This window comes from Thiocystis violacea, assembly GCF_016583575.1.
Classification (GTDB): Bacteria; Pseudomonadota; Gammaproteobacteria; order Chromatiales; family Chromatiaceae; genus Thiocystis; species Thiocystis violacea.
Genome location: NZ_NRRG01000023.1, coordinates 26177 through 50709, shown reverse-complemented (window position 1 = coordinate 50709; position 24533 = coordinate 26177). Strand labels below are relative to the sequence as shown.

Below are 24533 nucleotides of genomic sequence, written 5' to 3'. Positions count from 1 at the left end.
GCTCTCACTGGAGTCGGAAGTAGGCGACGCGTTCCCTGAGCGCGGATGAGAGGCTGTTGAGGTGGGCGCTCTGGGCGAAGCCGGAATCCGCCGCCTCGGCGTGATCCTGGGCCAACTGGGTAATCTGGTTGACGCTGAGCGCGATCTCGTCGGCCATGCGGCTCTGTTCCTCGGCGGCGCCGGCGATCTGGTGGCTCATGTCGGTCAGATGGGCGACCGAGGTCGCGAAGGCGTCGAGATTATCAACGGTCTGGCCATAGTGATCGACACTCTGCCGGGCGCGGTCGCGGTTGGCATGGATCACCCCCACGGCCTCCCTGGTGCTGCTGCGCAGGGCGCCGATCAGATTCTCGATCTCCTGGATCGAACGTTCGGTGCGGATCGCCAGTTGGCGCACCTCGTCGGCGACCACGGCGAAGCCGCGACCCTGTTCGCCGGCGCGCGCGGCCTCGATCGAGGCATTGAGCGCCAGCAGATTGGTCTGGCTCGCGATGGCGCGGATCACGTCGAGCACCCGGCCGACCGCGTCGCTGCGATCGGCCAGGCCGAGGACCACGTTCGCCGCCTCGTCGATCTCGACGGCCAGACGTTCGATGAGTTCGGTGGTGCGGGTCAGGATCTCGCGGCTGCCGTGGATGCGTTGGCGCGCCTCGGCGGTGGTTCCGACCGCGCGGCTGGTGTGAGCGGCGACCTCCTGGGCGGAAATGGCCAACTGATTGACGGCGCGATCGACATGACCGGTCTCGGCCTTCTGCCGATCGAAGCGGATCTTGCTGTTCTCGGCCAGGCGCGCCATGTCGCCGGCCGAATCGTGCAGATCCCCGCTGGCGACGTGAAGGTGACCGACGATGTCGCGGATCCGCTCGACCATGCATTGCATGGCCCGCATCAGTTGTCCGACTTCGTCCCGGCGGTGGGTCGCGAAGGAGACGTTGAGATCGCCCTCGGCGAGCGCCAGGACGGCCCGAACCGCCGCGTCCAGCGGACTCAAGGCGTGACGCATGTAGAGATAGAGCCCGATCAGGGTCAGCGCCAGGATCAGGGCGACACTGGAATAGGCGATCCACTCGAACCGCTGTCGCGCCATGTATCCCGAGGTGTCGTCCGTGACGCCGACCAGATGGGCGATGGGTTCTCCCGCGATGCCCCGGATCGGAAGCACCGCGACGCCGTAGGCCAGGTCGCCCGAGACGAGCGTTCGAAGGCGGCTCTCGCCCAGGGCCGGTAACGGCAGGGCCAGGCGTTCGAGCAAGCTCGGATCGGTCCCGCCCAGAACCCGGCCATCCACGTCGAGCAGGTAGGCGTCGGAGCCGTCGATCCCCTTGAGCGTCGCCAGGGCGGGCGTGATCGGCGCCTGGAAGACGACGGCGCCAATGGGGTCATGTCGCGAGGTCAGTTCGAACGCCAGGAAGGCCACCGGCTCGCCCTGCTCGTTCAGGCCGAGGCCCCGCCGTGGTTTCCCGTCGCTCCGGCTGGCGCTCATGAGCGAGACGGCATCGGCGGGCGCCGTCCCCGCGTCGCAACAAACCTGCGCTCGCTCGGCGTCGAACAGATAGAGCCGGTCGAAATAGCCCTGTTCGGCGATCAGATTGGTGAGCGAGTCGACGGCCTTGACCAGCGCCTCGGGATCGCTCTTCTTGAGTGCCTGCTTGAGATAGAAATCGTCCTGGAAGCTGGCGATGCCCTTTTCCATGGTTTCGAGGATGCGGTTGGTGACCTGATTCCAGATCAGGCTTTTGCCGGCGGTCACCTCCAGGGCCAGCCGCTGTTCGATACGTGCCTGACTGACTTGCGCCACCAGAACCAGAACCGCGGCGACCATGAGGGTAACCGAGATGGCCGCCAGCGTGACACTGCGACGGATGCTCATGAAACGACTCCAGGATCTTCATTCGAGTCGAACGGTTCGCGAGGGAAGCCGCTCGGAAGGCCCCGAGTAGAGCAAAGTGCCGTGACACTATGATGACACCGGCAAGGGATTGTGAACGGCGTCTCGATCTCGGACCCGTGGCGTGGGAGCGGCTTTCTAGCCGCGACCTAGTCGCGACGCACGTTGGTGTTTCGGCTCAAGCGCCGGCGCGGCGGTCTTCGCGGCGGCAAGCCGCTCCCACGGAATCCGATCGATTGGAGCTGGGCGCGCCTCAGGCCAGGAATATCCGCTCCAGCGCGCCGCTTGAGCGGTTCCCCCGCTGGTCCTCCGCTTCGATGAAATAGCGGATGTCCCCCAGTCCGACCGGCAGATCGGCGACGTAATAATGCGCCGTCGCGCGCGCGACGGTCTGGCAGGGGTAGGGACCGAGGTCGGTCATGGGGATGGCCTGCTCGCCCTGGTCCGAACGCAGACGCAGGGTCACGCGCGCCAGACTGGAGAGGTCGAAGACGAATGTGTGTACACGACCCTCGCGCGGGGCATCCATCAAACATCCCTGACCCCATTGCTTGCCGCCCGGATTCTCGGGCGTGACCCAGGGCGGGAAGATGGTCGGTCCGGTGCGGTCGGCGAGCCGCTCGAAATCCGCTCCGGCGAGCGACCAGGCGCGATTGGCGGCGTTGGTGACCTGTTGGTCCCAAACCGTCTGGCCGGTCCAGTACCAGTAGTCGCTGGCCTCGGCGGTCAAGAGCAGGCGTGTGAGTTCACCAAGTAGCGGATGCGTGGGCTCGGCGTCCTCCAGCGAGTGCACAGCGTTCTGCAGCGCCGTGAGCACGGCCCAGGAGTTGAGATCCGGGGAATAGGGCTCGCGATAGCGGCCGAACCATTTCATGAACTGCGGATCGCCGTTGTCCGCGCCGCTCCAGGAGCCGGGTTCCAGATGGACGGCCTGGTCGGGATCCGGTGGGAAGCGTTGCAGATAGTCGGCGATGCCGATCAGCTCGAAGCGCGGATCCTCCTGGAGCCATTCGATCATACGGGCGGTGTTGTGGCCGTAGTAGCTCTCGGCCCCGCCGCCGTGGTTGTCGCCGTCCGAATGCAGCAGCAGGAAGGGCGGGTGTTTGGGATCGAAGCCGTCGGTGTCGAGCAGGTGCTGGTACAGCTGCCCCATCACGTCCGGATACTGGAGCGCCCCGAAACCGCCGCGCGCGTCCTCGTTGCCGATATAGCGCTCGGCTGGAACCCCAATGATCTTGTGCGTCACGCCGTCCGGATCGGTATAGGCCAGATATTCCGGGCGCAGCAGGCTGGGCGCGATCTCCGAGCCGGTCCAGACGTTGCGCAGACGCAGCCAGTCGCGGACCGGCGGGTTGACCTGATCGGCCGGATTGGGCGGGAGCATGCCCTCGGTGGGACCGCCGTAGGGATAGTCGCGGCAGGCGCGATAGCGGTGGATGGAGTCGTACATCACCGCCTGGATGCCGGCCTGGTTGAGCGCCGGGATGAGGCGCGGATGAAAGGCGGTCTCGGGCGGGAAGAGGATGTTGGAGGCCGGGACACCGAAGACCCTGGGGATCAACTCGCGATGCCTATGGATCTGGCGGACGATGTCGCGCGCCGGGATCAGCGGCATCAACGGGTGATGGAAGCCGAAGGCGCTGATGTCCAGGCGCGGGTTGCCGAGCGTCGTGGTCAGGGTGGCGACCTCGCGCAACTGGCGGGTCCAGTCAGCGAAGCGCCCGCCGCAGCGGCCCTGCTCGGCGCAGCGCTCAAGCTGCTCGATCAGCGAGCCGCTCCAACTGCATGTCAGTCCGCCGTGGGGCAGTTCCGCCTCCGCGTACTGGCGGATCGCGGTGGGCACGAAATCGGTATAGGGGCCGCCGCGCGAACCGAAGATCTGGTCCTTCTCGCCATCCCAATAGTTCGGATCCACCGCGTCGTAATAGGGCTGATGCATGTGCTTGTGGATGCCGAAATAGAGTTTCGGCTCATCGCCGCCCTGGACGCGCGCGACGATCGGGCGGGGCGCGCGCTCCAGTTCCATGGTGCGGAAGGTCTTGACCCAATCGCCGCCGCCCGCCTGTCGATAGTCGGCCGAGCGGCAGCCCTCGATCTGAATCTGGACCTGACCCATACCGAGAAGTCCCGCCGGAATCTCGGCTCGGTAGCGCTGGGTTCCGTCCGGCTCGCTCGCGACGGGCGCGATCCGCTCGCCGTTGATCAGGTGCTCGCGACCCTGCTGGCGCAGTATGATCTGCGGGAAGGGGATGAGGCCGTCGGCCAGGAGGTCGATGCCGAAGCTCGGGTTCTTGTTGTTCGACTCGCCGCTGAGTCGATCGGGAAGGTCGATCCGGATGAAGCGGGTAAAGACGCTGGTCATGATTGGGAATGGTCTCGTTGAGGGGTGGCTAAAGCCTAGCGCGATTCGTCCCGGACGACCTTGACCTGAGGGGCTGGGCGCAGGCGGGTTCGACTGGATCTCATCCGTCCTGGCTGACGCGCTCGCGATCATTTCGATGGGGCCATTCCATCTCACCCTCAGCGGCTCACCCAGACCGTAGGATGGGCAGAGCGAGAGCGATGCCCATCTTTCAAACTGTGAATTCAGGATTGTGCCGGATGACATCGGCACGGTTCGATGGGCCTCGGGGCGCTCGGCCCATCCTTTTATCTTGAGCCTCGGAGCGTACAGGATGGGCATCGCTCCCGCTCTGCCCATCCTACGAAGGTTTTTTCACAAGCTCTGAGGCGTCCCGACCTCAGGCCGGCTTCGGGCCGAAGGTCTCGGCGTGAAGGGTCTCTCCGGTTCGGCCGCGACCCTCCGGTCCCAGAAGCTGGATGTAGGCCTCGGTGACGCTTTCGGGGGCCGGATGGCTGTTGGGATCCTCGCCCGGATAGAGACTGGCCCGCAGCGCGGTGCGCAGGATGCCGGGATCCAGGCTGTTGACCCGGATCCGACCACCCGCGCGGGTCTCGTCGGACAGGACCTGCATCAGCCCCTCGACCCCGAATTTGGCCGCCGCGTAGGCGCCCCAATAGGCCAGGCCGGCGCGGCCGACACGGTCGGAGGTGAAGAGGATGGAGGCGTCTTCCGAGAGTCGCAGCAGGGGCAGACAGGCTTGGGTGAGCAGGAAGGGCGCGGTCAGATTGACGCGGATCACGCGCTCCCATTCGCTCGCGTCATAGTCGTCGATCCGACTCAGAAAGGGCGCGGAGGCGGCGCAGTGGGCGAGTCCGTCGAGCCGGCCGAAGGTGTCGCCGATGCTATTGGCGGCGGCGAGGCAATCCTGTTCGCTCGCGGTCTCCAGGTTGAGTGGCAGGATGGCCGGCTCGGGATGACCCTCGGCGAGGATCTGGTCATAGACGGGCTCTAGGTCGGCCTGTTTGAAGGAGGACAGGATGACCGTCGCCCCCTCGGCGGCGCAGGCGATGGCCACCGCGCGGCCGATGCCTTCCAGGGCGCCGGTGACCAGGATGACGCGCTTGGCGAGTCGGTTGCTGGGGGGCTGTGTTTGATCGATGGACATAGGTCGGTTGTCAGTTGTCAGTTGTCAGTTGTCAGTTGTCAGTTGTCAGTTGTCAGGGAGGTTAGGCGATTTCCGGGAATTCCGTAGCCGCCCGAAAGCTCCGGAATTGGACAGGATTAACAGGATTCTTCAAGATTTACAGGATTAAAAACAGCGTTTTATAAATCCTGTCAATCCTGCGAAATCCTGTTAATCCTGTCTATGACCAAGCGAGTCACGGGCACGGGATTTCCTGGAAATCACCCGAGGGCTCCATGCGCGGATCCTCTCGAGTGGAGCACCACCAGTGGGCGATGTCTCGGGTGTCGGTGCCCGAATCAGCCGACCCTTTCCGGCAGCCAGTCGAGGACATCGAGCGGATGCTCGATCATCCCATGCGCGCCCCAGCCGGCCGGGTCGTCGTCCGGTCCCAGATAGCCGAAGAGGGCGGCGAGCGTGCCCATGCCGGCGGCCAGGCCGGCGCGGATATCGCGCTCGGCGTCGCCGAGATACCAGCAGCGGGCGGGATCCACCCGGAGCCGATCGCAGGCGTGGAACATGGGGTCGGGATGGGGCTTGGGACGCGCCGCCGTGTCGCCGCAGACCAGACAGGCGGCGCGTTCCAGGAAGCCGATCCGCTCCATCAACGGCTCGGTCAGATAGGTCGGTTTGTTGGTGACGATGCCCCAGGGGATGCCGCGCGACTCCAGCGTCGCGACCAGCTCGGGGATGCCGGGGAAGGGGGCCGTATCCACGACCAGCGCCGCCGCGTAGATGTCCAGATACTCCAGACGCCGCGGCTCGTAGTCGGGATCCTCCGGCTCCAGTCCGAAACCGACCTTGAGGATGCCGCGCGCGCCATGCGAGGCATGGGGTCGCACCCGATCGAACGGCAGGGCGGGGCGGCCATGGATGGCCAGCAGGGTTTGAAGCGCGGCGGCCATGTCCGGCGCGGTATCCGCGAAGGTGCCGTCCAGATCGAAGAGCACGGCGGCGTCGCGTGGGGGCGTGCGTTCAGGCATGGGTATCGCGCTTGCAGGTCACGAGATAGTTGACGTCCAGGTTATGAGGGTCGAGCCGGTAGACGCGGGTCAGCGGGTTGTAGGTCATGCCGACCATGTCGAGGGTGCGCAGATCCGTCGGGCGGATCCAGGAATCCAACTCGGACGGGCGGATGAAGCGCGAGTAGTCATGGGTGCCGCGCGGGAGCATGCCCATGATGTATTCCGCGCCGACCACGGCGAGCAGATACGCCTTGGGATTGCGGTTCAGCGTCGAGAAGAACACCAGACCGCCGGGGCGCACCAGCCGTGAGCAAGCATCCACCACCGAGGCCGGATTGGGCACATGCTCCAGCATCTCCATGCAGGTCACGACATCGAAGCCGGCGGGTTCCTCCAGCGCCAGGGTCTCGACCGGCACCCGGCGGTACTCGACCTCCACCCCGGTCTCCAGGGTATGCAACTCCGCGACGCGCAGTGGCATGTCGCCCATGTCGATGCCCATGACCCGCGCGCCGCGCAGCGCCATGCTTTCGGAGAGGATGCCGCCGCCGCAGCCGACATCCAGGATGCGCTTGTCGGCGAGTCCGCCCGCGCCGCGTTCGATGTAGTCCAGGCGCAGCGGATTGATGTCGTGCAGGGTCTTGAACTCGCTGTGCGGATCCCACCAGCGGGAGGCGAGTTCCTCGAACTTACTGATCTCGGCGCGATCGACGTTGTGGATGGTCTCGGTCATGGTCTGGGGTCCGGTGGTTGACGGGCGGGCGGGGGATCGCTACGCGCCCCTTGCGGAGTAATGGTTGCGGATGGCGCGATTCTAAACGAGCCGGCGGAGGATCGGGGCCTGTCCGCGACCAGGCGGACCGGAGAGGATCGATGGGCGATGGGATGGAACCGGCGAATCGTGACTGTCGAACCGACCGGGAGCGAGCCGTCCGGCGGCCGCGTCGCCTTGTTTCAGGCTCGGGTTCTGATCGTTCGCGGATTCTGGAGGAACCAGGCATAGGTTTGTTCCAGACCCTCGCGCAGACCGATGCTGGCCCGCCATCCCAGATCCCCGAGTCGCGAGACGTCCAGGAGTTTGCGTGGCGTCCCATCCGGCTTGGCCGGATTGAAGCAGAGGTCGCCGCTGAATCCGACGATCGCCTTCACCTGTTCGGCCAGTTCGCCGATGCTGACATCCGTGCCGACGCCGACGTTGATGTGGGAGAGCATGGGATGGGTGTGCGACTGGTAGGTTTCCTGATCCAGTCCCATGACGTGGACGCAGGCCTGCGCCATGTCGTCGACGTGCAGGAACTCACGCCGTGCCTGACCGGTGCCCCAGATCTCGACGGATGGCGCCTGCTCAAGCTTGGCTTCATGCAGCTTGCGGATCAGCGCCGGAATGACGTGACTCTGCTCCAGGTCGAAATTGTCGCCGGGTCCGTAGAGATTGGTGGGCATGACACTGCGGAAGTCCGTTCCATATTGGCGATTGTAGGACTCGCAGAGCTTGATCCCGGCGATCTTGGCGATGGCGTAGGGCTCGTTGGTCGGCTCCAGGGTTCCGGTGAGCAGGGCCTCCTCGCGCATCGGCTGCTCGGCCAGGCGCGGGTAGATGCAGGAGCTGCCGAGCAGGAGCAGTCGCTTGACGCCATGGCGATAGGCGGCGTGGATGAGGTTGGCCTCGATCATGAGGTTCTGGTAGATGAAATCCGCCGGATAGGCGTTGTTGGCCCAGATGCCTCCGACCTTGGCGGCGGCCAGATAGACGCAGGCGGGTCGCTCGGTCGCGAAGAAATGATCGACGGCGAACTGATTGGTCAAGTCCAGTTCGGCGTGGGAGCGGAGCCGTAGGTCTGGCTCGCCGGCCTTCTGGAGCTGTCGAACGATGGCGGCGCCGACCATGCCGCGATGGCCGGCGATATAAATCGGGTTCATAGGCTTTGGGGACCGTGATAAACGGGGATCGGGAGTCGAGAGAACAGCGGCGCGCGGCGGCCGTGGAGCCGCGGCCGGTGGCGGATGGTGCGCGCGCAAGGCCGACCTTGGGTGGCGCTCATGGGGTTCATCCGATCGTTGGCGTTGGCGCCGGTTGGGCGGCTTGCCGGGTGGTCGTGACCCGGAGCGTAATCAGCCCGAGCCAGGCTCCGACCAGATTGGCCGTCAGATCCCAGGCGTCACCCTGTCTCAGCGGCAGGAACCGCGTGCCCTGGATCCACTCCGAGCCGATGGCCAGGGCGAGCAGGGTGGCCATCAGGATGGCGAAACCGATGCCCCGCCGACCGGTCGCCAGACCGGCGAACAGAACCAGTGTGAAGAAGCCGGCGAGGTGGGCGAGTTTGTCGCTGTACGCGAAGGGGACGGTCAGCGCGCTCGGACGGAAGAGACAATAGGCGCAGATCAGCAGGCTGATGGCGAAGACTGTCCAGTGAAGCCAGGCAAGCGACGGAATCTTGCTGATCGCGGGTGGCTCCGGGATCCTGGGTGTCCCCGTGCCGGGTCGGGACCGATGCCCGCCGGGGCGGGCGGGGCGCATCCGAGCGGATGGGGTTCGCCCCTGGGTTCCGGCGGAGATCGGCTGTCCGGCGTGGCGCATCGTGAATCCTTGGTTTTGACCGCTCGCTATTCGCCCCGGCGCTTCGAATCCTGGGGCCGGGGGGCCGTCCTCTAGGGACTTGGCATGGTCGGTATTTTACACGTCCCCGGGGCGGGGGATAGGGACTCCCCCGTGGGAGCGGCTTCCAGCCGCGACGCGTCGGCCGGCTCAAGCGCCGGTGCGGAGTTCCTCGCGGCTGCAAGCCGCTCCCACGGACTCGAAGAGATCCGGCGTGGGATCCGGGGGCGGGGTCTTGACGCCGCTGAGTCCGAAGTGCCGGTAGGCCGTTTGGGTGGCCATGCGACCGCGTGGGGTGCGCATCAGAAAGCCCTGCTGAATCAGGAATGGTTCCAGCACATCCTCGATGGTTCCGCGTTCCTCGCCGATCGCGGCGGCCAGGCTCTCGACGCCGACCGGGCCGCCGTCGAACTTCTCGATCACCGCCGCCAGCAGCCGCCGGTCCATGTGATCGAAGCCCAGGGCATCGACCTTGAGCATCGCCAGCGCCAGGTCCGCGACCTCGGCCGTGATGCGTCCGTCGGCCCGTACCTGGGCGTAATCCCGCACCCGGCGCAACAGCCGATTGGCGATGCGGGGCGTGCCGCGCGAACGGCGCGCGATCTCGGCCGCGCCGCTGGGATCGGTCTCGATGGCGAGGATCTCGGCCGAGCGTTTGACGATGGTCGTCAGGTCTTCCGCCGAGTAGTACTCCAGACGTTGGACGATGCCGAAGCGGTCGCGTAGCGGCGAGGTCAGCAAGCCGGCGCGGGTGGTGGCTCCGACCAGGGTGAAGGGCGGCAGGTCGAGCTTGATGGAACGGGCGGCCGGACCATCGCCGATCATGATGTCGAGCTGATAGTCCTCCATGGCGGGGTAGAGGATCTCCTCCACCACCGGGCTCAAGCGGTGGATCTCGTCGACGAAGAGCACGTCGCCCGGATCCAGATTGGTCAGCAGGGCGGCCAGATCGCCCGGCTTCTCCAGCACCGGCCCCGAGGTCTGACGCAGATTGACCTGCATCTCATGGGCGATGATGTGCGAGAGCGTGGTCTTGCCGAGCCCTGGCGGGCCGAAGATCAGGACATGATCCAGCGTCTCGCGCCGCCCGCGCGCCGCGCCGATGAAAATCTCCATCTGTTCGCGCACCGCCGGTTGGCCCACGTAGTCCGCCAGCGTACGCGGACGGATGGCGCGGTCGATCGCCTTGTCGTCGCTGGCGGCCTCGGCGGTGATGAGTCGGTCGGGGTCGTTCATGGAGGTTGCATCGAACGGATGATGGACGAGTATGAGCTGGGTTCACGGATGTGTAGTCAGCTTAACGGGATGCGCTCATGATGTCTGCACTCGAATCGCCAAGTGCGCACTCCAGGGCTAGATGACGATGCCACGCCTGACTCCGACGCTCGTCCTGACGCTCATCCTGAGTCTGACCATCGGGTTGCTGAACCCGCTCGACGCCTGGGCCAGGAAGAGCCGCTCCAGCGGCGGCTATTCGCGTCCGTCATCGAGTCTGAGCCAGCGTACGCCATCGACACGCCCGAGCCGCGCCACGCGTACCCCGTCGGTCAGCGGCGGCTACAGTCGGCCGCGCAGCGCGTCTTCGTCGATCACCACCAGCCCGGTCACGCGCGGTAGCGCCAGTGATCAGGTGCTCTCGCGTCAGGGTTCCCAACGCGCGCTCGACGACTTCCGCCGTCAGCGCGAACCCGAGGCGCCGGCGACCGAACCGCTCTGGAGTCGTCCCTCGACCTCCAAGGCCCCGAGCGTGCCGCGCCGTCCCTCGACCTATGATTCGATCCTGAGTGGCTATGGGGGGACTCGCGGTGCCTCTTACGTTCCAGGAGCACGCTATCCGGTTCCGGCAAGCCGGTTGGCGAACTCCTCACCCAGCTTCGGCCCCTGGAGCGCCGTGCTGCTCTGGGGGCTGCTCGAAACCCTGTCGCGGCCCGGACATGCCGAGTTCTTCTACCATCACGCCGAGGATCCCGGCTATCGTCAGTGGCGCGCCGAGGCCGAGGAGCAGGCGCGCGAGGATCCGGCGCTGGCTCGTCAGTTGACCGAACTCGACACCCGACTGGCGTCGATGTCGGGACCGCGCGACCCGAATTATCCGGCACCGAGCGTCGAGTCCAAAGCGACCGGCTTTCCCTTCGGGGCGCTGCTGACGGCACTGTTCCTACTGCTCGTCGGCGCCGTGCTCGTCATCGTGCTCTGGCGGCGATTTTTCGGCGATGTCGACCGGCGCCGGTCTGCGGTGAAATCCACCGGGCGCGCGGGCGCGCGAGCGGCCTATCGTCCCGACTGGTTCCGCGTCGGCATGACCCTGCCGGTCGATCCCTCGCTGTTCATCCTGGCCGAGTCCTCGACCAAGCTCCAGGCGCCTCGGGTCGCGACCGGCAGCGGTCTGGTCTCGGTCGAGCGTCTGGGCGAGGTCCAGGGGCCGGACGTGCGCTGGTATCGGCTCTATGTCTCGGGTGGCGACGCCTTCTTCCAGGTGCATCTGGATGCGCACGGACGGTCCGACGAGTGTCGCTATTTCTCGCGGCGCGATGAGGTCGAGCCGGCCGACGCCGACGAATGGGGCGTCTGGCTCGATCGCGACGAAGGACTGATCGGCTGGCCGGAATTCCAGACCCAGGACGGCCGGCTCTATGCGCGTCTCTGGTCGCCCGGTCAGGCACGCCTCGAACCCTATGCGCTCCGCGAGACCCTGGAGACCGCCGACGGCGCGGCGGTCGAGCCGAGCCGGCAACAGGCGATGCTCTATGCGCGCGCCACCGGTGCCCAGCCGCCGGCGCCGGGCACCGAATATCTGCTGGTGGCCGCCAACGAGCAGGGCGAGGGGGCCTGGGTGTCGCTGCACGTCGGCATTGACATCCCCGTCGCCGGCCTGAACCTGAGCTGACCGCCACGCTCGTAACGAACTGCTTGCCTGCAACCTCCTGGAGTCCCTACCGTGACCGAGACGCTCGATATCCTGTGGCAGACGCTCAACAGCGGACTGCCGATCCTGTTGCTGCAATTTCTCACCACGCTGGCGCTGCTGGTGGTGGGTGTGGGCGGCTATGCCCTCATCACGCCCTTTCACGAGCGCGCCCTGATCCGGCAGGGCAACGCGGCCGCCGGGCTGACGCTCGGCGGTGCCTGGGTGGCGCTGGCCATCCCGCTGGCCGCGACCCTGGCCACCAGCGGTGTCTGGCTCGACATCCTGCTGTGGGGCAGCGTGGCGGTGCTGATCCAGTTGCTGACCTTCGGGGTCTTCGTGCTGCTGTTTCGCGATCTGCGCGCAGCCATCGAATCGGGCAACGTCGCCGTCGCCGCGCTACTGGTCGGGGTGCAGGTGGCGGTTGCACTCCTGAACGCGGGAGCCATGGCCGGTTGAGCCAGTCCTAACCACCGTATTTCCACACTCGAACATCCTTATCCGAACCATCAGGAGCGATCTTCCATGTTCAATTTCATTCGTCATTTCGCTGGAGTCAAAGCCGATCAGGCCGTCCAGAGCGGCATCGAGGCCCTGGTTCGCTGGGATCCCAAGGGCGCGACCGAAGCCGAACTGCGCGCCATGGAAGAACATCTCGACGACCTGGGCCTGGAGGTCGCCCAGGCTCGCGCGGCCTATGAGCGCGAGAAACAGGAGGCCGACGCCATCCAGATCCTGCTCAATCAGCGTGTGGCCGCCGCCGAGATGCTGCAAGGTCAGCTCACGACTGAAGTCGATCCGACTCGTCGGGCGACGCTCGAACGGAGTCTGCATACCCTGCTCGACATGCTCGAACAGATGGCGCCCGATGTGGAACGCGAAGCGAGCGAGGCGCGCGATGCCCAGGAGTTTCTGGCGATGCTGGAACAGACCTATGCCGATGCGGGCGCCAAGCTCAAGGAGGCGCGCCGTCAGTTGGAGCGCGCCGAGCGCGACATGAAGCGTGCCGAGCAACAGCGCGAGCAGGCCGAGCGTCAGGCCGAAGTCGCGCGCCGCGCGGCTGGTCTCAGCGGCACCACCAACAGTCTGAACGTAGCGCTCAAGGCGATGAACGAGGCCGCCGCGCGCGATCTGGCCCAGGCTGAAGCGGCGAGTCTGAAAGCCAAGCTGCTCGCGCCCACCCGCCCGGAGCAGGACGATCCCAACATCGCCGCAGCCCTAGCCGCCGCCAGCGGCAAGGGGCCGGTCCCGCAGTCGGCCAGTGAGCGTCTGGCGCGGCTGAAGTCGCGTACCGGGAGCTGATGCAGCGGAATCAGTAGCCGTCTTCGCGGAAGTTGCACTCGCCATCGGGGCCGCAGGGGCAGATGGCGGTTGCGGTGTCGATCTGAGCGTAGGGATCCCCAGCCGCCCCCCCGGTCTGGCCCGCGTAGTGGTATTTGGGTGTGTCGAATCCATCCGGCTGGTTGTAGGTTCCGGGCGGAGGCTGGTAGGTGGCCTGGAAGCCGAACTCCTCGACCATACCGCGCTGTTCGAGGATGCGATCCTTGGAGACGGTGATCACCATACGGTCGAACGACCAGGTGACCCGCGCCGCGTCCGCAGTGTGGTTGGCGTTGTTGCCCATGTAGACCGGGCCGTGCTCCCGCAGGCTACGCATGGCGCAAGCGACGGTATCGTCGGCGGTCGGGAAGTGGGTCGCGACGGTGAGACGCGGGCGCGGGTGGATCTGATTCAGTATGTAGCCGAAGGCGCCCTGCGGCGAGTGCGAGCTGTTCTGGACCATCTGCGATTGCTGGACGGCGGCGTCAGGAACCTGGTCCGGGTCGTTCAGGCGCAGTGATTTCATGGCCCAGATCTCGGCGGGCACGGCCATCTCGTGGATGAAGACGTCGATGCCATCACCGCCGTTGCGGGCTTGTTCCAGGGATTTGGTTTCCGGCTTGGTGTCGCCGGTGAAGATCAGGCTCAGGCCGTTCCATTCGAGCTTGTAGCCGATGGAGCCAAGACGGTCGTGGATGACCGGGAAGTAAGTGATCCGCACGCCGGTCGTCGGATTATCGTAGGCGACACGCTGCTCGGCCGGCAAGGTCAAGTCGAGTTCGATCGGGATCAGGGCGTAGGCGTCTCTGGGTGAATCTGTACCGACCGGGACGGGTTCGTGGGGGAGTCCCCAGTCGGCCTGGGTCGGTGGCTCGTAGAGCTTGTAGCTGGTGGTCTGGAAGCTGAAGCTCTCGGAATGCCAGCGACAGGCCTCGCGCAGATGCGCGCAGAATGCCCGATTGCCATCGTCGTAAAACTCGGGACCGCGTGTCTCGTCTGCGGGATCGTAGTCGGGATTGCGCAGGCCCGATGGACCCGGACCCCAAACGAACTGCGGCGATTTGCGGTCGCCCGAAGGACCGAAGCAGTAGATGTGGACCAGATCGCTCATGTGGTCGCCGTGCAAATGGGTCAGGAAGATCTTGGTCATCCGCCCGTAGCCGACGTTCATGGCGCCATAGTTGGCGCAGACGCCGGAACCGCAGTCGAAGACGAACTGGTCGCGCGGCATCTGGGTCGCCTCGTCCCAGCCGATTTCGACGAAGATGCTCATCATGCGTTGGGCGAGCGTGCGCGGCGGGACCGCCGAACCCATGAAGGTGATCCGCATCTCGTCCTTGCCCAGCCGTGGAATGGTGGTTGAAGTCTCGCGGCTGAAGGGTGAGAAAGGGGGCAAACGGTTGAAATAGGTGTAGTTCTGAGCTCGGGCCTCGCTGTCCCAACGGCAACTCGGCCCCTCGGCGCAGGTGCAGTCGGACTCACAGGTGTCCGCCGCCTGTGCGGCGCGGGTGACGAGATCGAACAGACTGCCGCCGCAGGCGAGTCCGCCGAGCGTCAGGCCGGAGAGCTTGAGGGCTTCGCGGCGACTGATATTGGTGCTGGAATCGGTGTTGTCGTGGTCGTTCATGATGCCGTTCCTATTCCTCGGATACGTTGTTGTCGTGGCTGGCGCCTCGCGTCGGTCGAGGCCCTGTCCAGACTAGACGGACGCGGCGTCCTGTCGATTGCACCAAAGGGCCAAAAGGCGAATTCAGGCATGTTTCGATGATCTTCGACGCCCGTACCGGTTTTCTCTTCCTCGGTCTGCTCAGTCTGGTCGTTGCGCTGGCGCTGTGGGCCGTGCTGTTTCGTCAGCGTCGTCCATCGCTCCATCTGTGGTGCGGTGGTGGACTCGCGGCGGCGGGTTCCAGTTTCTTGCTAGCCTTGCGCGACTGGGTTCCGGATCTGTTCGGCCATACACTGGCGGCTCTGCTCGCCTTTGCGATGCTGGTGCTCAAGCTCCAGGCCATCCGTCTCGAACTGAAGGCACCTGAGCCCCGGCATCGGCTCGTCGTGCTGGTGCTGGCCTATCTGGCGCTGTATGCGATCCTGCGTCTGGAATTCAGCGCGGCGGCGACCTTTGCGATGCTGCTCGGCGTCGTGCTGGTCATGAACGCCCGGATCGCCTGGTGGGCCTGGCGGCTGGGACTTCAGGAGGGTCGGCGGAGCGCGCGCTGGATCTCGGTCGCCTTCGGGGCGATGGCGGTCATGTATGGGATCCGACTGATTCACATCGGACTGGGCACCTTCGATACGCATCTGCTGACCCAGGGTTACGACGCGCTCATCTTCGCCCTGACCTCGGTGCTGGGCATCATTCTCAGCAATCTGGGTTGGCTCTGGCTCGGCATCTCGCGGGGGATCGTGGTGAAATCGGATCTCGATCCGAAGCCGATCCTGGAGGCCGGCTATTTGGGAGGAGGCATCGCGTTTTCGCGACCGCTGCACCAGGCGACCGAGGGACGTGTGGTCGAGACGATCCGGGTGGCCCCGATCCGGCGCACGGTGACGGTTGAGGATCAGCGCTTGGCCGAGCGCCATGCTCGCGGTTGCATCGTCGTCATCGACGAGGATGACGCGGTAGCTGAGCGACTGCGCGCGCTCTTCACCGACGCCGGCTATGCCTGCGATAGCCACGGGTCGACGCGCGCCTATCTGGAAAAACTGGTGGCAAACCGGCCGCGCTTCCCCGGACCATCCTGTGTCATCTGCGATGTCCGTGCTATCACATCGGACGGTCTGGAGCCAGAACCGTGCCTGGTGGTGGGACCGACGGCGGTGCCTCTGCTGCTGACAGGCAGGATCGAAGACATGCCGCTGGCACTGAGCGCCTTGCGTGCCGGGGCACTGGATGTGCTCGTCAAGCCGCTGGACAGCGCGTCACTCCAGGCGGCGGTGTCCAAGGCACTGGCCGTCAGCGCCGAGCGTCGGCGTCAGTGCTTGCAGCAGGAAGAACTCGGAACGCGCTTCCAGTCACTGACGGGGCGCGAGCGCGAGATCGCGCACCGTGTGGCTCTCGGACAGCGCAATCAGGAAGTCGCCGAGGCGCTCGAGATCTCGCTGCGCACGGTCAAGCGCCATCGCCAGCAGGTCATGCGCAAGATGCAGGTCGAGACCCTGGCCGATCTGGTGCGGGTCATGGATAGCCTCAGACCTGAGGCCGCACGGGCAAACGGCCTCATGGCGGATCGCCGGATGACCGGCGTCGATCCCAGCGTGGTAACCGGCTCCGCGACCGAAGCGCGACGGTGCTCGACGCCCGCGTTCAGTCGTGTGAACAACCCGGTGTCGGCAACTGCCGATACTCCGAACAGCGTCTCGGGGTCGGCACGCCCTTGCCGGGGTTGAGCAGGGCGAGCGGGTCGAAGGCTTCCTTCACGGCGTGGAACTGGCACAGTTCCTCGGGGGTGAACTGGACGCACATCTGGTTGATCTTCTCGATGCCCACGCCATGCTCGCCGGTGATGGTGCCGCCGACCTCGACGCACAGCTCCAGGATGCGTCCGCCCAGTTCCTCGGTGCGTTCCAGCTCGCCCGGCTGGTTGGCGTCGAACAGGATCAGGGGATGCATGTTGCCGTCGCCGGCGTGAAAGACGTTGGCTACCCGCAGACCGTATTCCTCGGACAGTTCGGCCGTGCGGCGCAGCACCTCGGGAAGGGCGCGACGGGGAATGGTGCCGTCCATGCAGTAATAGTCAGGCGAGATCCGGCCCACGGCGGGAAAGGCCGCCTTGCGACCCTTCCAGAAACGCAGCCGCTCCGCATCGTCCGTGGAGGTACGCACCTCGGTCGCGCCGCTCGCTAGCAGCAGATCGCGGACCCGCATCACCTGCTCGGAGACCTCCCGGTTGGTGCCGTCCAGCTCGCAGAGCAGGATCGCCGCCGCGTCGGTCGGATAGCCGGCATGGACGAACGCCTCCGCCGCCTGGATCGCCGGGCCGTCCATCATCTCCAGGCCGGCCGGGATGATCCCGGCCGCGATGATGTCGCCGACCGCCTGACCGGCCTTCTCGACATCATCGAAGGCCGCGAGCAGGGCCTGCGCCCGCTCCGGAACCGGAAGCAGCCGGACCTCGACCTCGACCGTCACGCCCAGCATACCCTCGGATCCGATGATCAGCGCCAGCAGGTCATAGCCCGGCGTGTCGAGCGCCGTCGAGCCCAGCTTGATGAGTTCGCCCTCCATGGTCACGAAGGTGACCGAAAGGACGTTGTGCACCGTGAGCCCGTACTTGAGGCAGTGCACCCCGCCCGAGTTCTCGGCCACGTTGCCGCCGATGGTGCAGGCGATCTGGCTGGAGGGATCCGGGGCATAGTAGAGCCCGTGGCCGAGCGCCGCCTCGCTGATGGCCAGATTGCGCACCCCCGGCTGGACGCGCGCCGTGCGCCCGACCGGATCCAGCTCCAGGATGCGATTGAAGCGCGCCAGACTGAGCAGCAGCCCATCGGCGAGGGGCAGGGCGCCGCCCGAGAGCCCGGTGCCGGCGCCGCGCGCCACCACGGGCAGGCGTCGTGCGTGACAGAGTTTCAGGATCCGCTGGACCTCCTCGACCGTGCGCGGCAGCACCACCAGCAACGGCAACTGTCGATAGGCGGACAGACCATCGCATTCGTAGGGACGTACCTCCTCCTGGCGCTCCAGCACGCAGTCCTCCGGCAGAAAGTCCCGGAGCTCGGCCACCAGCGCGGCTCGGGTCGCGGTCAGATCCGGATCGTCGAAGGCGATTCGAGAGGGTTGAATCAGGCTCATAGATGGAGTCCACCCAGGGGATATTCGCAAGAATGGCCCGAGCCTATGGGCACCGGGAGATCCAGTAAAGACCCAATCGCGCGCGCCGTCGAAAACCCTGTCGGATACGGACGCCCGCCCGGCCCGTTCCGCGCCTGCGTTCGCCCTGGATCTGGAGTAGCATGCCTCGCCCTGCCGTCGCGCAGGTGGACATCCCTACCCACTTCTTCAGTCGAACGCTCGGATACATACAAATGGCGGAACAAAAACTCGGCAACCCGGCGGTGGTTGGCCTGGCCGGCTTCGGTCTCACCACCCTGGTGCTGCAATTCCACAACGTTGGCTGGATGTCCAGCATCGGACCGGTGGTCTGGCTCGGGCTGATCTTCGGCGGCGCGGCGCAACTCTTCGCTGGGCTTCAGGAGCAGAAGACCGGCAACAATTTCGGTTACTGCGCCTTTACTTCCTACGGGGCCTTCTGGATCGCGCTGGCGCTGATGCTGATCGCCAATAACTACGACCTCTTCAAGGCCAGCACCCAGGACGTCGGCTGGTTCCTGGTCGCCTGGACCCTGTTCACGGCGATCCTCTGGGTTGGCTCGTTGCGCATCCATGGCGCCATGGCCTTGACCTTCACCTTGCTGCTGGCCGGCTTCATCCTCTTGGATCTCGCGCACTTCGGCTATCCGTCCATGACGCTGGTGGCCGGCTACGTCCTCATGGCCTGTGCCCTGACGGCCTGGTACATGATGGCCCGTATCATCCTGAACGAGGTTTACGGGCGTGAACTCTTGCCCGCGGGCAAGCCCTGGGTGGGATGAGCGACCCAGGATTCCGCTCGCAAACCCGCTTTCAGCGCTGTCCGATTCAAGAGGATTCAATCATGGGAAAAACAACATTGGCTCTGGCCGCTCTGGTCTTGACCCTGGGCACGGCCCCGACCCTTACCTGGGCGGACGACTCCGCCGCCAGCGCGCAGGAGGTGGTGACGAAGGTGCGCGAGGCCGTCCAATATCTCAACGAGAAGGGCTTGGCCGGCTTCTTGGATTTCAACAACAACAAGGACGCCCGCTGGGTATGGAAGGACAGCTATGTGTTCGTCTATAGCTGCCGCGAGGATGTCATGATCGCCCATCCGCTGCGCCCCGACATGGTGGGCAAGCCCATCCTGGGGATGCGCGACGATAAGGATCACCCGCTGTTTCAGGATCTGTGCAAGGCCGGCGCCCAGAAGAACGGTGGCTGGGTCGAGTATTGGTGGCCGAAGCCGGGCGAGGCGAAGGCGTCGCGCAAGATCTCCTACGCCTTGAGCGCGGTGGTCTCGTTCAAGTCGGATATCCAGGTCGGCGCGGGGATCTACGACGACCAGCTCACCCCGGCCGAGCTGAGCAAGATCGTCGAGACGGCTTCCAAGCCCTCGAAAGCCGTGCCCTGAAGGCCGCTTCACGGCGGTCAGGATTCGTCTGGTTTTTTCGCCCCATCAAGCCATGCCGAGAATGGCCGGCCGCGAGGTGGGATGCGACCAAAAATGAGGCGTACCGGCCATCCTTCGTTGGGGTGAGCGAGAGCGAACCCCAACGTCCCCGCTGGTTGAATGTTGGGGCTCACGTTCGTTCGCCCCAACAACCGACCTGCGGCGCGGCGAGCGGATCGGGGGTCAGGGCAGGGTGACGGGCGTTGGCGGTTGCCAGTCGGCGGCGCGGTGCTCGGCGACGACGGTGGTGTAGATGCCGCCCCGGACATTGAAGTCCGCCGTCAGACGCATGAAGCGCGGCTGGGTCGCTTCCACCAGATCGTCCAGGATGCGATTGGTGACCGCCTCGTGGAAGGCGCCCTCGTCGCGATAGGACCAGACATAGGTCTTGAGCGATTTCAGCTCGACGCACTGCCGTTCCGGGATGTATTCCAGGGTCAGCTCGGCGAAATCCGGCTGGCCCGTCTTGGGGCAGAGACAGGTGAATTCGGGCACCCGGATGCGGATCGTATAGTCGCGCTCCGGCTGGGGGTTGGGAAAGATCTCGAGCGCTTTGCTCGGGACGCTTGGCATCGTCTTCGTCTCCTAACTCAGGTTGAAAGCGGAACCGCTCTATGGGTATCCGCCCGTGGCACGCCGACCGCTGATCGACGTCTCCAGGCGCTAGTCTAGCCTCTGATCCACCCGCACAGGTAACGCGAGACTTGGAATCGGCTCGGATCGGGCCGGTTCGCCGCCCTCTCACTGTCCACCGAAGGCCGGCCAGCGGTTGTCCACCAAGGCCCTGGGCTTCAAGATACAGGGAGCCAAATGCCAGGGGAGGTCCGCGTCATGTCAGGCTTCGTCACCGCCTTGCTTCAGCCTTTTGTCTTGGTCGCGCTCCTCGGCGCGCCGGCGCAGGCCGCGCCGCCGCCGCCGGAACCGCTGGAGGCCGCCGACCTCGCGAGCACCGAGGCGGCGATTCCCGACGCCCTCAAGCCCTGGATTCCATGGGTTCTCGGTCAGGATCGGGCTGGTTCCGACCGGAGGGGCTGCGTCCTGGATGCCCAGGGCGTCGACCGGCTCTGCGCCTGGCCGGGACCGCTGCATCTGGAACTGGAGGCCGATGGCGGGCGTTTCGAGCAGATCTGGCAGCTTCAGGCCGAGGATTGGGTGCCCTTGCCGGGTGACGTCGAGATCTGGCCCCAGGAGACACAGGATGGCGATCGGCCGCTGGCGGTGATCGCGCGCGAGGGTCGACCGGTGGCGAGGCTGGCGCCCGGTACGCATCGGTTGACGGGGCGTTTCCAGTGGCGGTCGCGTCCGGAGTCGCTGCCGTTGCCGCCCGAGACCGGGATCCTGACCCTGGTGCTGGACGGCCAGCCACACGCCGCGCCGCGACTGGAGACGGGCGGCCGGCTCTGGTTGCGTGATCCGGCGGGGGCGGTGACGGACGGCGAGGGCGATCAGCTTCGGCTTGAGGTCTATCGGCGGATCGAGGATAGCCTGCCGCTGCGGGTTCTGACCCGTCTGGAACTGGAGGTGTCCGGGCGCGCCCGGGAGGCGCGGCTTGGCCCCGTGGCCCTGCCGGACGGAATTCCGCTGCGCGTCGAGAGCGCGCTTCCGACACGTCTGGAGCGCGATGGAACCTTGCGGATCCAGGTCCGTCCGGGACGCTGGGTGCTGGAGGTCGCGAGCTATCATCCGGGCGCCGTGACCGGGCTGGCGCGCGCGACCGGCACGGATGACTGGCCCGAGCAGGAGGTCTGGGCCTTCGCGGCGCGTCCGGAGCTGCGCCAGGTCGAGGTCTCCGGGCTGGATGCGATCGATCCGCGCCAGACCGGTCTTCCCGCGGATTGGGCCAGATTGCCGGTCTACCGGGCCGGCCCCGAGGATGTCCTGCGACTGGCCGAACGGCGCCGCGGCGATCCCGATCCGGAGCCGGACCGGCTCAGCCTGTCACGCGAGCTTTGGCTGGATTTCGACGGACAGGGCTACAGCGCGCGCGATCGTATCCGCGGGGATCTGACCCGGAGCTGGCGTCTGGAGTCCGGCTCCGAACTGGAGCTTGGACAGGTCCAGGTCTCGGGTTCGCCGCTTCTGATCACCCGGCTCGAGGATCAGGCCGCGCCTGGGGTCGAGGTCCGTCGCGGCACCTTGGATCTGATCGCCGAGGGCCGGCTCGCCGCCGCGCCGGACCGGATTCCGGCGTCGGGTTGGGCGCTGACCTTCGATGCCGCGCGCAGCCGTCTTCATCTGCCCCCCGGCTGGGATCTATTGGCTGTCGCGGGCGTCGACAATATCCCGGATACCTGGCTGGCCCGCTGGACGCTCCTGGATCTCTTTCTGGTGCTGATTCTCACGCTCGGCATCGGTCGGATCTGGGGGCGAGGCTGGGGCCTGCTCGCGCTCGCCGCGCTGGTGCTCAGTTGGCAGTCGCCCGACGCGCCGCGCCTGGTCTGGCTGCATGTCCTGGCGGCGGCGGCCCTGCTGCGTCTGCTGCCCCGAACCTCGGAGCGTCCGGGCCTGAACAGGCTGCGTGGTCTGGTGAGCTGGTATCGGCGGCTCGGGTTGCTGGCGCTCCTGGTGCTGGGGCTGCCGTTCCTGGTCTCGGAGGTGCGCGATGGTCTCTATCCGCATCTCGCCCAGTCCCATTGGACCCCCTTTGGCGGACAGTCGCTGGACGGGAGCGGGGCGGGGCCTGCCGACGCGATGAGCGTCCCCGAGCCTGCGTTCGACACCCCGCTGGAAATGCGCGAGTTGACCGAGCCACGGGCCTTGCTCCCGGCGGATGTCCCGGCCGCGCGCAAGGGTCCGGCCGCGCCCGCGCCGGCGCCACCCCCGCCGGAGATGCTGGATCCCAAGGCGCTGGTCCAGACCGGACCCGGCATCCCGAACTGGAGCTGGAAGGCGTTCGACTTGACCTGGACCGGGCCGGTCGGGTCGGCCGAGCAGGCGCGACTCTGGCTGCTGACGCCGTTCTGGAATCTCATCCTCGCGCTTGGCGGCGGCCTGCTGTTGGTCGTGCTCGCGCTGCGACTGGCGGGGGTGATCGAGGCTTCGCGCCGCCCGCCGGCCGGTTCGCTCCTGGTCCTGACCCTGGCCCTCTTGGTTGGGAGCGGGTTCGCGCCGCGTCCGGTCCTGGCGTCCGAGTTCCCATCGCCCCAGTTACTGGAGGAACTGCGCGGACGACTGCTCGCGCCACCCGACTGTCTGCCGGACTGTCTGGTGCTCTCACGCCTGGGGATTCGCGCGGAGCCGGAGCGTCTGACCCTGGAACTGACCCTGGAGGCGGCGACGGGGATGGCGGCGGAGGTGCTGGGCGGCCAGGCGGGCTGGACGCCGAGCCAGGTCAGCCTGAACGGGCTGGCCCTCGACCGTCTGCGCCGGGGCGCCGATGGACGTCTGCTGGTGCCGCTCCCGCCTGGACGCCACCAGCTCCGGCTGACCGGCCCTCTGGGCGGCGAGGACCGAGTCGATCTGCCGCTCGCGCTGATGCCGCGTCTGGTGACCCAGGAGACAGAAGGCTGGCGTCTTGAGGGACTGGATGCCGCCGGTCGCGCGGGTCCGCAGCTCCAGTTGATCCGACTCGCCGGGAACGGGGTCGCGTCCACCGAACGTCTGACCCAGGACGCCTTGCCGCCCCTGCTCCTGATCGAGCGTCGGCTGGCGTTGGGGATCGACTGGCGGGTCGAGACGCTGGCGCGCCGGCTCTCATCGCCCGAGTTTCCCCTGCTGGTTCCGGTTCCGCTCCTGCCGGGCGAGTCGGTGCGGACGGCGGATGTCCAGGTGGAGTCCGGCCAGGTCAAGGTCGTCCTCATGCCAGGCGAAACCGAGCGGAGCTGGACCTCCAGTCTCGAACCCGCCGGAGAGCTGAGGCTGACGGCCAGCGACGATCCACGACTCGCCGAGTCCTGGCGCTTGGATCTGGGGTCCATGTGGCATCTGGAGCATTCGGGTATCGCCCCCGTCCATCACCGAGAGGCCGGCGACCGCTGGCTGCCGAGTTGGCGTCCGCTCCCAGGCGAGACGCTGCGCCTGCGCATCACCCGGCCAAGCGGTGTGCCGGGACCGACGCTCACCCTCGATCGGGTGGACTACCGGGTCGACCCTGGACGCCGGGGGAGCGATGCCGTGCTCACCCTGGTGGCGCGCTCCAGTCAGGGCGGGGTGCATGGCGTTCGCTTACCCGATGGCGTCGAGTTGCGACAGCTCAGTCTGGATGGCCGGAGCCTGCCGTTGCCAGCCAGCGGATCGTCCCTCGTCGAGCTGCCCTTGGTTCCAGGCCGTCAGGAGGCGATGATCGCCTGGCGCGCGCCCCGAACCCTGAGCCCGGTCTTCACTCCCGAGGTGCCGGACCTGGGTCTCCCGGCCGTCAATCTCACCCAGACCCTACGCCTGCCCGATGACCGCTGGGTGCTCTTCGCCGCGGGTCCGGGCCTCGGGCCGGCGGTGCTCTTCTGGGGCCTGCTCATCGTGCTGACCGGACTCGCCTTGGGTCTGGGGCGTAACAGGCTGACGCCCCTGCGCTTCCATGACTGGTTTCTGCTCGGGATCGGGCTGGCGCTGGTCGAGGTCTGGGCGGCGCTCCTGATCGCGGGCTGGCTGTTCGCGCTCGGGCTACGTCGAGAACTGGACGAAGGCCCAAGCGCCTGGCGTTTCAATCTGATCCAGATCGGTTTGGTCCTGCTGACGCTGGCCGCGCTGGCGGCCTTGATCGGAGTTGTCCAACAGGGTCTGCTGGGACGTCCCGAGATGCAGATCATGGGCAACGGCTCTTCCGGCGGACTCCTCAACTGGTATCAGGATCGCGGCGGCCCGACCCTGCCCGAGGTCTGGGTGCTCTCGGTTCCCATGTGGATCTACCGCGCCCTCATGCTCGGCTGGGCGCTCTGGCTCGCCTTCCGGCTGCTCGACTGGCTGCGCTGGGGCTGGGAAGGATTCTCGCGGCCCCGGCTGTGGCGGGAGCGGGTCAAGAAGGCGCCTGGATCATCCATTTGATCTTGAACATCCCGTTAATCCCGTCCGTTCCGCATCCAACCGCATCGTCGCCCTGTCATGTCACCCGGCCTCCGCGCATCGAGCGCGGATCCGGGCCTCTGGGGTTCCAT

The 24533-nt window shown here is 66.4% G+C and carries 18 protein-coding genes; 7 read left to right on the top strand and 11 right to left on the bottom strand.

The features are described 5' to 3' along the window. Window positions 1–4: 4 nt before the first annotated feature. From CKO27_RS12455 to ruvB, 8 genes are all read right to left on the bottom strand, one after another. On the bottom strand, window positions 5–1870 hold the full coding sequence (locus tag CKO27_RS12455) for a methyl-accepting chemotaxis protein (protein ID WP_200375221.1): 1866 nt from the start codon (window positions 1868–1870) through the stop codon (window positions 5–7). A 271-nt stretch (window positions 1871–2141) separates the two neighbouring features. Continuing rightward, window positions 2142–4250 carry a polysaccharide deacetylase family protein gene (locus tag CKO27_RS12450; RefSeq protein ID WP_200375220.1) on the bottom strand — a complete coding sequence of 703 codons (2109 nt, stop codon included), beginning with the start codon at window positions 4248–4250 and terminating at the stop codon, window positions 2142–2144. A 379-nt stretch (window positions 4251–4629) separates the two neighbouring features. Beyond that, on the bottom strand, window positions 4630–5397 hold the full coding sequence (locus tag CKO27_RS12445) for an SDR family NAD(P)-dependent oxidoreductase (RefSeq protein ID WP_200375219.1): 768 nt from the start codon (window positions 5395–5397) through the stop codon (window positions 4630–4632). Between the two features lie 317 nt (window positions 5398–5714). Further along, window positions 5715–6398: an HAD family hydrolase gene (locus CKO27_RS12440; protein ID WP_200375218.1), complete on the bottom strand. Its 684-nt coding sequence runs from the start codon at window positions 6396–6398 to the stop codon at window positions 5715–5717. Continuing rightward, window positions 6391–7113 carry a bifunctional 2-polyprenyl-6-hydroxyphenol methylase/3-demethylubiquinol 3-O-methyltransferase UbiG gene (ubiG, locus tag CKO27_RS12435; RefSeq protein ID WP_200375217.1) on the bottom strand — a complete coding sequence of 241 codons (723 nt, stop codon included), beginning with the start codon at window positions 7111–7113 and terminating at the stop codon, window positions 6391–6393. The genes CKO27_RS12440 and ubiG overlap by 8 nt, the downstream gene beginning before the upstream one ends. A gap of 221 nt (window positions 7114–7334) precedes the next feature. Further along, a complete protein-coding gene (gene fcl, locus CKO27_RS12430; protein ID WP_200375216.1) occupies window positions 7335–8300 on the bottom strand; it encodes a GDP-L-fucose synthase in 966 nt (321 codons plus the stop codon). 127 nt (window positions 8301–8427) lie between these two features. Further along, window positions 8428–8958 (bottom strand): VanZ family protein, encoded by a 531-nt coding sequence (locus tag CKO27_RS12425; RefSeq protein WP_200375215.1) that lies wholly within the window; start codon window positions 8956–8958, stop codon window positions 8428–8430. A 168-nt stretch (window positions 8959–9126) separates the two neighbouring features. Then, window positions 9127–10212: a Holliday junction branch migration DNA helicase RuvB gene (gene ruvB / locus CKO27_RS12420; RefSeq protein WP_242470884.1), complete on the bottom strand. Its 1086-nt coding sequence runs from the start codon at window positions 10210–10212 to the stop codon at window positions 9127–9129. Window positions 10213–10339: 127 nt separating this feature from the next. Here ruvB and CKO27_RS12415 point away from each other — a divergent pair, with 127 nt between their 5' ends. The 3 genes from CKO27_RS12415 to CKO27_RS12405 all read left to right on the top strand — a co-directional run bounded on the left by CKO27_RS12415 (window position 10340) and on the right by CKO27_RS12405 (window position 13183). Continuing rightward, window positions 10340–11863, top strand: coding sequence for a DUF2491 family protein (locus CKO27_RS12415; protein WP_200375214.1), 1524 nt, complete (start codon window positions 10340–10342; stop codon window positions 11861–11863). A gap of 51 nt (window positions 11864–11914) precedes the next feature. Further along, entirely contained in the window at window positions 11915–12340 is a 426-nt protein-coding gene (locus tag CKO27_RS12410) for a DUF350 domain-containing protein (RefSeq protein ID WP_200375213.1), read from the top strand. 66 nt (window positions 12341–12406) lie between these two features. Beyond that, window positions 12407–13183, top strand: coding sequence for a hypothetical protein (locus CKO27_RS12405; RefSeq protein WP_200375212.1), 777 nt, complete (start codon window positions 12407–12409; stop codon window positions 13181–13183). A 10-nt stretch (window positions 13184–13193) separates the two neighbouring features. Here the strand turns inward: CKO27_RS12405 and CKO27_RS12400 are convergent, their stop codons facing one another. Further along, window positions 13194–14828, bottom strand: a complete 1635-nt coding sequence (locus CKO27_RS12400) for an MBL fold metallo-hydrolase (RefSeq protein WP_200375211.1) — start codon at window positions 14826–14828, stop codon at window positions 13194–13196. A gap of 137 nt (window positions 14829–14965) precedes the next feature. Between CKO27_RS12400 and CKO27_RS12395 the strand changes: the two genes are divergently transcribed. Continuing rightward, complete coding sequence (locus tag CKO27_RS12395; protein ID WP_200375210.1) at window positions 14966–16588, top strand: response regulator transcription factor; 1623 nt, start codon at window positions 14966–14968, stop codon at window positions 16586–16588. On the opposite strand, the gene CKO27_RS12390 is transcribed toward CKO27_RS12395, so the two are convergent. Further along, on the bottom strand, window positions 16506–17990 hold the full coding sequence (locus tag CKO27_RS12390) for an FAD-linked oxidase C-terminal domain-containing protein (RefSeq protein ID WP_200375209.1): 1485 nt from the start codon (window positions 17988–17990) through the stop codon (window positions 16506–16508). The genes CKO27_RS12395 and CKO27_RS12390 overlap by 83 nt on opposite strands. 233 nt (window positions 17991–18223) lie before the next feature. Here CKO27_RS12390 and CKO27_RS12385 point away from each other — a divergent pair, with 233 nt between their 5' ends. Next, window positions 18224–18790, top strand: coding sequence for an acetate uptake transporter (locus CKO27_RS12385; RefSeq protein ID WP_200375208.1), 567 nt, complete (start codon window positions 18224–18226; stop codon window positions 18788–18790). A gap of 62 nt (window positions 18791–18852) precedes the next feature. Next, the gene (locus CKO27_RS12380; protein WP_200375207.1) at window positions 18853–19404 is read left to right on the top strand and encodes a cache domain-containing protein; all 552 of its coding nucleotides are present in this window, start codon (window positions 18853–18855) and stop codon (window positions 19402–19404) included. A gap of 222 nt (window positions 19405–19626) precedes the next feature. On the opposite strand, the gene queF is transcribed toward CKO27_RS12380, so the two are convergent. Then, entirely contained in the window at window positions 19627–20016 is a 390-nt protein-coding gene (gene queF / locus CKO27_RS12375; RefSeq protein ID WP_200375206.1) for a preQ(1) synthase, read from the bottom strand. Window positions 20017–20274: 258 nt separating this feature from the next. On the opposite strand from queF, the gene CKO27_RS12370 reads away from it, so the two are divergent. Further along, window positions 20275–24423 carry a hypothetical protein gene (locus CKO27_RS12370; protein ID WP_200375205.1) on the top strand — a complete coding sequence of 1383 codons (4149 nt, stop codon included), beginning with the start codon at window positions 20275–20277 and terminating at the stop codon, window positions 24421–24423. Window positions 24424–24533 lie beyond the last annotated feature (110 nt).